The organism is uncultured Catenibacterium sp., from assembly GCF_900540665.1.
Taxonomy (GTDB): domain Bacteria; phylum Bacillota_I; class Bacilli_A; order Erysipelotrichales; family Coprobacillaceae; genus Catenibacterium.
In genome coordinates, this window is record NZ_UQGV01000073.1 from 1 (window position 1) to 11999 (window position 11999).

Consider the following 11999-nt stretch of genomic DNA (forward strand, 5'->3'; position numbering starts at 1 on the left):
GGTCATATTGTGATGCTCTATAATCATTAGGCACTTCTATATATGTACCACCTGTAGTATTGAATTTTTCTTCTACAGCAGTCTGAAAACCAGAAGGACATCTATTCTTAATAGACTTGCCAAAACGTTTTTTCTTATTAAACCTGCCCTTGCTATTGACAGTAGTTTCCTTGGCTCTTTTCATAAGCTTACCTGCATTTTTAGCTTCTGTTATAAATACATCACCAAGACTCCTTAAATAATTAGCGTCTTCGTTTATAGCAAGCTGTCTATTTATCGCATTAATACGGCATAATTCAGAATGTTTTTCTTTTAACTTCTTATAATGATTAGAATATCTCCAAGTCTTGCGACCTTTTTTAATTGTACCATCTTCATTATAATTCTGCGGATTAGTTGCTCGTCTTGACCTGTCCATAGCACGATAAAGCAGACGTTCTTTTCTCTCAGAAGTCTGAATACTGTTGCCACGCTCTGAAAGGTTTTTCAAGCCTACCTCAGTATCGGATGTATACGCAACAGTCTGTGTACCAATATCAGCACCGATCATGCCTTTGCCGAACTTATGTCTTGGATTGCCATGCTTATCATATTTAGGTTTTGCTTTACCCTCGATAGTAAGATGCAGATATACTCTGTATTTACCTCTTATCATCCTGGGAACAAGTGTAGCATAGCAGGGTCTGTATGTATCTATGCAGAAGCCATCTTGAATAAGAGTGTTGACAGCCTTGTCATCCAAAATCTCAGATTCGGCAAGATATGATAAAACGGCGTCTACTTCATCCTGTTGGAATCTATCATTTACCTGTATTCCAAATACCATCCTGCCAAGTTTGAACTGCAGCTTATTATCTGTGACAGATATAGGTATGCCACGATTCATCTGCTTTGCACGAATACAAGGCAGTTCTCCATATTTTGAGAAATGAATGGTATTGCCATTACCATACAAGCATTTTTCGATACCATGCCATATATCTTCGGCTTTAGTCAGCGCAAATACAGCGTCTACACCATATTTCTTGCCTATTGGAATCATGGACGTTCTGCAGTATTCCCATGTAATATTATAAGCTTTCTGCATTTCATTAAGTTGTTTGGCATAAGTTTTTCGTTTAACCTTATCTTTAGAATTACCATAAAGAAAGAGCAATTTACGATATCTCTTTGTACGCATAAGCTGGTTATAATTCTTTCTCATAAGACCTACAAGCTCATTCCCAGCTTTGCGTATCTTATCAGAAAGAGCCACTACTTTAAGTGCATCAGGATAAGACATATCGGTTTCTACAGCCAGGATATGCCTGTCAGAAAGCTTATGAAATTGTTTAAGATGTCTTTTATGTTCTTTATCAGTTATCATTTTTCTGCTCCTTAATATACTTGATTACTGTAGATACAAAATATCCTCTAGACCATAAAATACCGCATCTTGCATAGAATTGTATTAATTGTGGAAATGCCTTGAATAGTTCAATAGCACTTATATCTTTAAAAGTTCTTACAAAATCACAGGAAGCAGCAGTTTGTGGTACATCTACAAAGACATGTATATGGTCAAGCATCACAACAAGAGCCTTAATGTGGTAATAGATTTTTCTGTAATATCTGTTTCAATATTTCCTATACATTACCTTTTAATACCAGAAATATGAATTTAGAATATCTGATGATGTGATACTGTATCAGATATTTTCAATACGAAGCAAGTCAAGAAATATGATACTCTCTCCTTCTCCAACAGAATAGATACGTGCAGGGTTTTCAAGTTCTGTTTTCCATCCAGCAGGAATGGAAATATTTATTTGTACATTGTTACTTTTAGTTCGTGCCATTACTTTTATCCACAACTTGAATGATATGCTGAATTATTAGGATTGCACTGTTCTGTATGGTTATTATTGTTCGTTATATGTGCAGTATTATTAGGATTTTTCTGATTAGAGTGATGGTTGTTTTGTTGTATGTGTGTTTATATCATGGTTACTTTTACTAATGATTTTTTTACTTTCTATACTTTAATATACATAGATTATATATCATTTTTCTAAGTATTTATCAAGTGAAATGTGGCTTTCATCCCACACGCAAGCGTGTGGGTTTTTCGCCACAAATTTATAACTTAAGAATTTAGTTCTTTCTGCCATGGCTCCAGATACGATAGTTGCTGCAGTTGCACAGAATACTAAGTTGAATACGAAGCTAGACCAATCAGTTGATGCAAAGTTAGTTAATGGACCATTTCCAAAACAAACCCATCCAATAAATCCGTTAGCTACATCACTCCCACATAAGAAGCTATAACCTACAATAAGAAAAGCGACAGTTCCTAAACAGAAATCCATTAAGTTCTTCATGATGATATTTCCGGCGTTCTTAGCACGGGTGAACCCTGCCTCAACCATTGCGAAGCCTGCCTGCATAAAGAATACAAACGCGGCACCAATTAAATACCATATACCAAAAACTTCAGTTAAAACCTTTGCCATAAGCACTCCCCCTTTATCATGTTTATGTTTTCTTTTTACCTTTCTGGTATGACTGCATTATACGAATAGAAAACACTCATGTCAATAAAATGTTATCACGGTAACTGTAATTTATCACTTATAATTATCGGAATAATCGAAAAAAAGTACCTTATATTCATGATAAAATGAATATTTAAGTAATAATGAAAATTCTTTTAAAATGATAAAATATTATTAAAAATACATGTAATTCATATAAAATGACATAAAAAATGCGATGTAAAAGAAAAACATGGTATACTTTTGTATAAGGAAAGACTAATAAAAACATATATGCGTACTCATATATGAGAAAGAGGTTTTTATGAGTTGTATTACACGTATTAAAGAAGCAAGCCTTACAGAAACAGAAAAAGAAATAGCACAATATATCATAGAACATCTAGAACATATTCTTGATGATTCTGCTATGAGACTAGGAGAAAAGACACATTCGTCTTCTGCGGCAGTTGTAAGATTTGCGAAAAAGCTTGGTTATACAGGTTTTCCACAACTAAAGATTGAACTTGCGAAAGATCTAGTAGAACAAATACCAGAAGTAGATAACTTATTAAACCCAGAAGAAGATATGGCTACACTTATGAATAAAGCACATCATTCTCAGATTGTGACTATTGATAAAACATATCAGCTTCTTAGTGCTTCTACACTAGAAGATGTTGTGAAAGCTTTAGAACAAGCGAAACATGTTTATTTATTTGGTATAGGTGGTTCAGCTATTGTCTGTGATGATTTTAGACATAAGCTTATGAGGATAGGGAAGACTTCTAGCTATTACCCTGATATACATCTACAGATGACTTTTGTACCTGCTATGACACAGGAAGACTTAGCTGTCTTTGTTTCTTATAGTGGAGAAACAAAAGGTATAGTCACTGCTGCTAAATGGGCAAAGGAAATGAACATCCCATCTGTCGCAATTACACAGTCTGCTTATAATAAGCTTGGTAAGTTAGTAGATTATGTATTAACTATTCCTTCACAGGAACAGCCATTACGTATTGGAGCGATGAGTTCTCGTTATTCTTCACTTATTGTCGTTGATCTTCTTTACTATGGATTAGTAAAACGTAATAAAGAAGAATATGCACAAAAGATTATTAATACAAGACGTATTATTCAAGAAATGAAAAAGTAGGTGTAAGTTATGGAAAAGATAGAAAAATGGATATCAAACAACAAGGATATTGAACAGGAATTAATACGATTAAGAAGACATTTTCATGAACATCCAGAAGTAGGTCATCCTCTTCCTCAGACACAGGAATATATTGTAAAGATGTTAGAGATGTATGGGTATGAAAATATTATTGTGAATCCCGGAGGCAGTATTGAAATACTTGTAGGTCCCCATGATAAGAAGATTCTATTATTAAGAAGCGATATGGATGCTTTACCACTTGTGGAACATACAAATCTTCCTTTTAAGTCTATTAATGGGGCAATGCATGCCTGTGGACATGATATGCATGCTTCTATGATGTTGATGTGTGCCAAACTTTTGAAACAGAATGAAAAGAAACTAAAAGGGCAGATCAAGATTGTCTTCCAGCCCCATGAAGAAGGACTCGTAGGATGTAAGATGATGATTGAAGATGGGGTATTAAAGTATCCTCGTGTTGATGCGGCAGTAGGCTTACATGTCATGCCGGCAACAGAAGATAAGACAGGGACAATCCGTACGATTCGTAAAGCAATGACAACCGCTTCTACAATCTTTGAAATCAATATTACAGGTAAGAGTTCACATGGTTCTATGCCAGAAAAAGGTATTGATGCTTTGCGTGTTGCGATTCATATCTATCAGCAATTACAGGAAATCATTCCTAAAGAAATCAGCATGAGTCATGATGATGTACTTACAATTGGTATTATGAATGCAGGTAAAGCCCATAACATTATTCCAGAAAAAGCTTATATGAAATGTTCATTGAGAAGTTATCGTCCAGATGATCAGGAATATATTATGGGTAGAGTGAATGAATTAGTTCAAAGTATTGCTTCTATGTATCATGCCCAGGCAGGGATCACAATTTTACAGCAGGCACCAAGTGTCTATAATGATCCTGCATTACTTAAATCTATTATGGATGTAGAAAAAGATGTATTTGGTGGTTATATCAAGAAGTTAGAACTTCCTCTTACTATCTCAGAAGACTTTGGCCATATTACTGCCAATGTACCTTCACTCTTTGTTACTCTTGCCGCAGGATGTAAACAGGATGGTTATATTTATGGTCTTCATAACAAAGCCACTATCTTTGATGAAGGCTGCTTAATGTATGGCCTGTATTTCTTATATAATGCTGCAATGAATTGGAATGTGAAGTATTAAATATCTTGCATTCACAAAAAGAGAAAAGGTATAATATTTAACAATGATGAATGGGAGAAAATAAACGAAAATGAACAAGATTGATCAAAAAACAGTATATACGATTAAAGCACTTTGTGCAGATATGATTCAGAAAGCAAATTCAGGACATCCAGGACTTCCTTTAGGGGCTGCTGGATTCACTCATGTATTATGGTCACAGGTATTAAATCATGATGCAAAACATCCTGAATGGGTAAATAGAGACCGTTTTATTTTATCAGCAGGACATGGTTCAAGCATGCTTTATAGCTTATTACATCTATATGGTTATGGCTTAACTATGGATGATTTAATGCAGTTTAGACAGTTAGGGTCACTTACACCGGGACATCCAGAATATGGACATACAGTAGGTGTAGATGCCACTACAGGTCCACTAGGACAGGGCTTAGGCATGGCTGTTGGTATGGCAATGGGTCAGGCTCATTTAGCCACTGTATTTAATAAACCAGGTTATGATCTATTTGATCATTATGTTTATGCATTAGCTGGTGATGGATGTATGATGGAAGGTATTTCTTCAGAAGCATTATCACTTGCCGGTACACTTAAGTTAGAAAAGCTCATCATCTTATATGATTCAAACAACATTTCTATCGAAGGTAACACAAACATCACATTTACAGAAAATGTATCAGACAGAGTAAAGGCATTTGGTTTTGAAACATTAACTGTAGAAGATGGAGATAACTTAGATGAAGTACTTGCTGCATTGGAAAAAGCAAAGACCATTAAAGGTAAACCTAAGTTTATTGAAATTAAGACAACTATCGGTAAAGATAGTCCAAACGAAGGTTCAGAAAGCACTCATGGTGCACCATTAGGCGTGAATAACATCAAGGCACTTAAAGAAAAACTTGGTCTTCCACAGGAAGAATTCTATGTACCAGAAGATGTATATGACTATCTTGCATCAACGCAGAAACGTGTAGATGATTTATATGATGCTTGGACTTCTATGCAGGATAAATACTTTGAAGAATATCCAGAAATGAAGATTGTATGGGAACAGTATTTTAACCCTGACTTTGCAAGAATCTTCAAGGATAACCCATTATTCTGGGCTAATAAGCATCACAATATTGCAACTCGTGCTGCAAGTGGTGAAACAATGAACCTTATTAAGAACTTTGCCCCTAATTTCATTGGTGGTTCAGCTGACTTAGGACCTTCTAATAAGACAGTCTTAAATGGTGAAGGTGAATTCAGTGCAGATAACTATGGTGGACGTAATATCCACTTTGGTGTAAGAGAACAGGCTATGGCTGCAGTAGGCAATGGTTTAATGTTATATGGTGGATTAAAGGCATATGTGGCTACATTCTTTGTATTTAGTGACTATGTAAAACCTATGGCTCGTTTGTCTTCATTAATGAAGCTTCCACTTACTTATGTATTTACTCATGATAGTATTGGTGTAGGGGAAGATGGACCAACACATGAACCAGTAGAACAGTTAACTATGCTTCGTGCTATGCCTAATATGTATGTATTTAGACCATGTGATGAATTTGAAACAAAAGCAGGCTGGTATGTTGCAATGAGTTCAAAAGAAACACCTACATCTCTCATCCTTTCTAGACAGGATTTACCTAAGATGGTAGGAAGTAACAGAGGTGCCTTAAGAGGTGGTTATATCATCGATGATTGTATGAGTAAGCCAGATATCATCATCATTGCATCAGGTTCAGAAGTAGACTTAGCAGTTAAAGCTAAAGAACAATTAAAAGACCCTAACTTAAATATCAGAATCGTTTCTATGCCTTGTCAGGAATTATTCAGAGAACAGTCAGAAGAATACAAGGAATCTATTCTACCATCATGTGTAGAAAATAGAATTATTGTAGAAGCTGGAAGCCGTTTATCTTGGGGTGAATTTGCAGGATTCAAGGGCAAATATGTCACTATGGATACATTTGGTGCTTCAGGTAAGCCAGCAGACTTATTCAAGGAATTCCATTTGACTGTAGAAGATGTCATCAAAGCTATTAAAGAATTCTAAACAAATTTGTTTTAGCCTCCTATAATAGTATTATAAGGAGGCTTTTTTATGTGGATTCTTTATGCATTTGGTTCTGCCTTTTTTGCAGGTTTAACTGCAGTGCTTGCGAAATGTGGCATTGAACATACAAACTCTCACTTAGCAACTGCATTACGTACCATTGTCGTACTCATCTTCTCATGGATCATGGTAGGAATCGTAGGATCATTCTCTACAATTCATACTATTACGCATAAGACATTTCTATTCTTAATTCTTTCTGGAATATCAACTGGAGCGAGCTGGCTATGTTACTTCAAGGCATTACAGTTAGGGAATATTAATAAGGTAACGGCTATAGATAAAACAAGTGTCGTATTGACTATTATTCTTTCATTTCTATTCTTCAAGGAAAGCGTTACAGTATATAAGATCATAGGTATGATTATTCTTACAACAGGTACATATTTAATGGTAGAAAAGAAGAAGGTTACTAAACAGACAAGTCATACCTGGTTACTTTATGCAGTACTTTCTGTTGCCTTTGCGAGCTTTACAACTATCCTAGGTAAGATTGGTATTAGTAATATTGAAAGTAATCTAGGAACCGCAATTCGTACAAGTGTAGTTCTTATTATGAGCTGGATTGTAGTCTTTCTGACACATAGTGAAATGAATATGAAGAATATTCCAAAGAAAGAATATCTCTATATCGCTTTATCAGGACTTGCAACAGGCGGTTCATGGTTATGCTTCTACCATGCCCTGCAAAGTGGACCAGCAAGTCTAGTCACTCCTATAGATAAGCTCAGTATTCTCTTTACTGTATTATTCTCTTATCTTATTTTTCATGAGAAACTCTCTAAGAAAGCATTACTTGGTTTAATAATGATTGTAGCTGGCACTTTAGTTATGCTTATCTAACTTTTCTATTCACAAACCTTCTCACAAGTGTTATTATTACAGTGTTAGTTATAACTAACAATAGGAGGAAAAGAATATGAAAGAATTATTCAAAAACAAATTATTATGGTCATTTGTAGGTGGTGTAGCCGCTACAGTTGCAGGTAGTAAGTTTGTAAAGAGTGACTGTGCAAGAAATGCAGCAGTTAAATCCGTTGCGGCTGGTATGCAGATTAAAGATGACGCACTTGCAACATATGATACAATTGTAGAAGACGCAAAAGATATCTATGCTGAAGCAAAAAGCAAGAAAGAAGCAAAATAGGGAATAGTCATTTCCTATTTTTTAGGTGATAAGAGAATGTTAGAGTATCGTATAGTACATGACATACCAGGACGTATGAGAATACGTTATGGCCGTTATCGCTTTTCTAGAAATAAAGCACTAGCCTTACATTTCGCATTATGTAAATGGGATATGGTTGAATCAGCCGATGTCAATGAAAGAACAGGTTCTATTTTGTTCACTTACAGTGTTGATCAAAGAGATGCTTTGATTGATAAAATCAACTCTTTAGATATCCCTCACTTTGATGACACACTCTATGAAAAACTCATTAAAGAAAACAAATATCTTATAGATCACCGTGATATCAACGATCAATACATTGGAAAATTCACTGGTATTATCGTAAGAAGATATGCCTCTAAATGGTTTCTACCATTACCAATAAGAAACATATTAACCATTTATCATACAATCCAGTATGTAAAAGAAGGACTTGATTCTCTTGTACATAAACGTATTGATGTACCAGTATTAGATGCGACAAGTATTTCTGTTTCATTATTATCAGGACAATGGGGTACAGCACGTAATATCATGTTCTTACTGAATATCTCTTCATTACTTGAAGACTATACAAAGAAAACAACATCATTACAGCTCAAAGAAACATTGTCTGTCAATATTGATAAAGTATGGATACTAGAGGAAGAAAAAGAAAAACAGATTTCTACAACTCATTTACAGAAAGAAGATATTGTGATTGTACAGACAGGTTCTATGGTTCCAGTAGATGGTGAAGTAGTAAATGGTGAAGCCATGATCAATGAATCAAGCTTTACTGGTGAACCATTAAGTAAGATGGTAAAACAAGGAAGTTCTGTTTTTGCAGGTACTGTTGTAGAAGAAGGTAAGATTTATATTAAGGTAAGAAATCTACAATTAGAAAGCCGTATTAATAAGATTGTAGATATGATTGATACAAACGAATCACTTAAAGCTGGTATCCAATCTGGTGCTGAACATTTAGCTGATGCGATTGTACCTTATAGTTTTGTGGCTTTCTTTGGATTACTTCTTGCGACAAGAAATCTTACACGTGCTTCTTCTGTATTACTTGTAGATTATTCATGTGCAATTAAGCTTTCTACATCTATTTCTATTATTAGTGCAATGCAGGAAGCAGGACGCCATTCTGTTATGGTTAAGGGTGGTAAATACCTAGAAGCAATGGATCAGGCAGATACAATTGTCTTTGATAAAACAGGTACCCTTACAAATGCGCAGCCATTTGTACAGAAGGTTACACCAATAGGAAACTATACACGTGATGAAGTATTACGTATTGCAGCTTGTCTAGAGGAACATTTCCCACATAGTGTAGCAAATGCGATAGTAAAACAGGCATCACTCGAACAATTACATCATGAAGAAGAACATGCTGAAGTGAAGTATATTATTGCGCATGGTATTGCGACTATTTATCGTGATCAGCGTGCTATTATCGGTAGTGATCATTTTGTATTTGAAGATGAACATATTACTAAAACAGAAGAAATAGAAACACTCATCAATAACTTACAAAGTGAAGGTGCCAGTTCTTTGATATTCCTCGCAATAGGAGGAGAACTCGCAGGTATTATTTCTATTTATGATCCACTTAAACCAGAAGCAAAAGAAACTATTATGAATCTAAGAAGTAGTGGTTTTAAGAATATCATTATGTTGACAGGTGATAGTGAGAATGCAGCTAAGCATATTGCGGAAGAACTTAATATTGATGGTTACTTAGCAGGTGTATTACCTGAAGATAAAGCAAACTATGTCAAAAAATTAAGAGATGAAGGACATAAAGTTGTGATGGTTGGTGATGGTGTCAATGATACTCCAGCCTTATCTTGTGCGGATGTCTCTATCTCTTTACAGGATAGTTCAGATATTGCGAGAGAACTTGCGGATGTGACACTTACTTCTTCATCATTAGAAGAAATTGTCGTATTTAAACAATTATCAAAACTATTAATGAAAAGAATCAAGCGTAACTATACAAGAATAGTCACTTTAAATACTGGATTAATATTATTAGGTATGTTTGGTGTCTTACCTGCAAGTACAACATCACTTATTCATAATGGTTCAACATTTATATTTGCGATATCATCTTCTACATCATTATTAGAAAATTGATGTACAGCCCCGTTCTGGGGCTTTTTTATTTCCGAGGAAAACTACAAATGTCAACTCAAGTTTACATGATAGTTGGTGGAGGAAACTGTCTTTTCGCACTACACTTGTAGAGGCACTATTCATGAAAAGGAGTTGAAAAAATGGACGCAATCTCATTAGATCATATATCTAATAGATATCCCTTATTAAACGATATCAGCATCACGGTGAAGTATGGAGAAATATATGGCATAGTGGGGAAACAGGCAACAACTCTATTTAAAATCATTCTTGGTAAAACCTACTATGATCAAGGACAAGTGAGTATTCTAGAAAGTACTCAAGAAAAGTATTTGAGACGTAATAGAAAGAATAGGCTACGCTGTCAACAGCCACTTCTTTAATCATTTGAATGCATCTAAGAACTTTTACTATCACTGTCTAAAAAAAGGTATTTATGACAAAAAAGAAGTTGAACATGTCCTATCTCTCGTGGGCTTGCAGGACCAACAGTTACTTTATCGCAACTTCTCACACGAAATGAAATGTCGTCTTGCGATTGCGAAAGCCCTCTTAGGACATCCAGCTATTCTCCTACTTGATGAACCTATGGAAGATCTCAATACTAACGAAATAGCTTCTATTAGACAGCTTCTTCTTGCACTCAATAAAGAAGGTATTACGATACTGCTCTCTAGTCATTGTATCAACCACTTAAAAGGACTTGTCACGCACCATTGCATCATAGAATATGGAACAATCAAAGAAATCAAGGAGTGAATTCCTTGATTGAATCATGAATAAGTATGCCAATAAGATTCTGGGGTTATTATTACATCATTCAATTTTTTTATGCTATTTAATCCAGAGATATACATTTCTCGACTTCTTTCCACTCATAATAGGATTAAATCATTTAATATGGATACTCTCAATTTCCTAGAATATACAGAAGAATAAATAACCGGATAATTCTTTCAAATGTAGTGAAGCTTTCATTTTGTAGTCAACATAGTCTTCTGTGACATCCTGCTTAAACTATAACCCCAACTGAATCTTATAAAGACTTTCATGATCCTTTTGACATAGTAACCAATATCTTCCTGCATGATCATGGAAGTCTATTTTTTATTGCATTATTCAACAAAAAGGAGAATAGAAGGGTGAATATGAAAAAGAAGGTCATATTGTTTGTATTTATCATTTTAATCAGTATAGTAACAATTGCAGTAAACAGATATTACAGTACTGACCATACTTTATCTGACTGCTACTATACACAGATTCCTCGTGTTGATGTGAATAGAGAATCATGGCTTATCGATGATTTTGGCCATAAACAACCCATTGGTAAAGAATATGTTCTTGTTTGTTATAATGCATTAGGAGAGTCAACACGTGTAACATTTATTTATGCAGACTCTTATTGTCCAGGAACTTACATCAAGTTAAAAACAAAGAAGAAGATAGTCATCAACCAAAGGATTATATCTGAATCGAAAGTTCCACAACGTGCTTTAAATCAAATCAAGAGTTATGGAACAAAATAGATGAAAGGAGAGAGATATGAACTATGAAGTGATTAGTTATATTATTGCCATCATGTATATGGTATTTATGATTTCCTTATTTTGTTCAGCTGTTTATCTCTTCATATTAATAGTTAAAGCTCTTAAGAAATATATTAATTCTAAAGATGCAAAAGTCAATATAAAAATGTAGGTTTAGGACAATATAAGAATGTAGGTTTTC

The 11999-nt window shown here is 34.7% G+C and carries 12 protein-coding genes and 1 pseudogene; 9 read left to right on the forward strand and 4 right to left on the reverse strand.

What is annotated here, in order from left to right:
- The 4 genes and pseudogenes from QZQ55_RS09095 to QZQ55_RS09110 form a co-directional block, all read right to left on the reverse strand.
- The coding region (locus QZQ55_RS09095) for a hypothetical protein (RefSeq protein WP_295092609.1) at nt 1-1366 on the reverse strand (1366 nt) is incomplete at its 3' end.
- Nucleotides 1356-1568 carry a transposase gene (locus tag QZQ55_RS09100; protein WP_295092612.1) on the reverse strand — a complete coding sequence of 71 codons (213 nt, stop codon included), beginning with the start codon at nt 1566-1568 and terminating at the stop codon, nt 1356-1358. The genes QZQ55_RS09100 and QZQ55_RS09095, both read right to left, overlap by 11 nt.
- A gap of 120 nt (nt 1569-1688) precedes the next feature.
- Nucleotides 1689-1838 carry a hypothetical protein gene (locus tag QZQ55_RS09105; RefSeq protein ID WP_295092615.1) on the reverse strand — a complete coding sequence of 50 codons (150 nt, stop codon included), beginning with the start codon at nt 1836-1838 and terminating at the stop codon, nt 1689-1691.
- 282 nt (nt 1839-2120) lie between these two features.
- A pseudogene (locus QZQ55_RS09110) lies at nt 2121-2492 on the reverse strand (adenylate cyclase); the annotation flags it as partial.
- Nucleotides 2493-2838: 346 nt separating this feature from the next.
- Here QZQ55_RS09110 and QZQ55_RS09115 point away from each other — a divergent pair.
- The 9 genes from QZQ55_RS09115 (at nt 2839) to QZQ55_RS09155 (ending at nt 11797) form a co-directional block, all read left to right on the forward strand.
- On the forward strand, nt 2839-3672 hold the full coding sequence (locus QZQ55_RS09115) for a MurR/RpiR family transcriptional regulator (protein ID WP_295092620.1): 834 nt from the start codon (nt 2839-2841) through the stop codon (nt 3670-3672).
- A gap of 9 nt (nt 3673-3681) precedes the next feature.
- Nucleotides 3682-4869: a M20 family metallopeptidase gene (locus QZQ55_RS09120; RefSeq protein WP_295092623.1), complete on the forward strand. Its 1188-nt coding sequence runs from the start codon at nt 3682-3684 to the stop codon at nt 4867-4869.
- A gap of 70 nt (nt 4870-4939) precedes the next feature.
- Nucleotides 4940-6913 carry a transketolase gene (tkt, locus tag QZQ55_RS09125; RefSeq protein ID WP_295092626.1) on the forward strand — a complete coding sequence of 658 codons (1974 nt, stop codon included), beginning with the start codon at nt 4940-4942 and terminating at the stop codon, nt 6911-6913.
- Between the two features lie 48 nt (nt 6914-6961).
- Nucleotides 6962-7816: an EamA family transporter gene (locus tag QZQ55_RS09130; RefSeq protein WP_295092629.1), complete on the forward strand. Its 855-nt coding sequence runs from the start codon at nt 6962-6964 to the stop codon at nt 7814-7816.
- 76 nt (nt 7817-7892) lie between these two features.
- Nucleotides 7893-8120, forward strand: a complete 228-nt coding sequence (locus QZQ55_RS09135; RefSeq protein ID WP_295092633.1) for a DUF6110 family protein — start codon at nt 7893-7895, stop codon at nt 8118-8120.
- A gap of 36 nt (nt 8121-8156) precedes the next feature.
- Nucleotides 8157-10268 carry a heavy metal translocating P-type ATPase gene (locus QZQ55_RS09140; RefSeq protein WP_295092635.1) on the forward strand — a complete coding sequence of 704 codons (2112 nt, stop codon included), beginning with the start codon at nt 8157-8159 and terminating at the stop codon, nt 10266-10268.
- Between the two features lie 140 nt (nt 10269-10408).
- The gene (locus tag QZQ55_RS09145; protein WP_295092637.1) at nt 10409-10651 is read left to right on the forward strand and encodes an ATP-binding cassette domain-containing protein; all 243 of its coding nucleotides are present in this window, start codon (nt 10409-10411) and stop codon (nt 10649-10651) included.
- Between the two features lie 4 nt (nt 10652-10655).
- Nucleotides 10656-11027, forward strand: a complete 372-nt coding sequence (locus QZQ55_RS09150; RefSeq protein ID WP_295092639.1) for an ATP-binding cassette domain-containing protein — start codon at nt 10656-10658, stop codon at nt 11025-11027.
- Between the two features lie 389 nt (nt 11028-11416).
- A complete protein-coding gene (locus tag QZQ55_RS09155; protein WP_295092641.1) occupies nt 11417-11797 on the forward strand; it encodes a YxeA family protein in 381 nt (126 codons plus the stop codon).
- Nucleotides 11798-11999 lie beyond the last annotated feature (202 nt).

Bases quoted from the DNA above. Each gene is read 5' to 3' on its own strand.
- QZQ55_RS09100 (WP_295092612.1), bottom strand. From the start codon at position 1,568: ATGCTTGACCATATACATGTCTTTGTAGATGTACCACAAACTGCTGCT.
- QZQ55_RS09105 (WP_295092615.1), bottom strand. From the start codon at position 1,838: ATGGCACGAACTAAAAGTAACAATGTACAAATAAATATTTCCATTCCT.
- QZQ55_RS09115 (WP_295092620.1), top strand. From the start codon at position 2,839: ATGAGTTGTATTACACGTATTAAAGAAGCAAGCCTTACAGAAACAGAA.
- QZQ55_RS09120 (WP_295092623.1), top strand. From the start codon at position 3,682: ATGGAAAAGATAGAAAAATGGATATCAAACAACAAGGATATTGAACAG.
- tkt (WP_295092626.1), top strand. From the start codon at position 4,940: ATGAACAAGATTGATCAAAAAACAGTATATACGATTAAAGCACTTTGT.
- QZQ55_RS09130 (WP_295092629.1), top strand. From the start codon at position 6,962: ATGTGGATTCTTTATGCATTTGGTTCTGCCTTTTTTGCAGGTTTAACT.
- QZQ55_RS09135 (WP_295092633.1), top strand. From the start codon at position 7,893: ATGAAAGAATTATTCAAAAACAAATTATTATGGTCATTTGTAGGTGGT.
- QZQ55_RS09140 (WP_295092635.1), top strand. From the start codon at position 8,157: ATGTTAGAGTATCGTATAGTACATGACATACCAGGACGTATGAGAATA.
- QZQ55_RS09145 (WP_295092637.1), top strand. From the start codon at position 10,409: ATGGACGCAATCTCATTAGATCATATATCTAATAGATATCCCTTATTA.
- QZQ55_RS09155 (WP_295092641.1), top strand. From the start codon at position 11,417: ATGAAAAAGAAGGTCATATTGTTTGTATTTATCATTTTAATCAGTATA.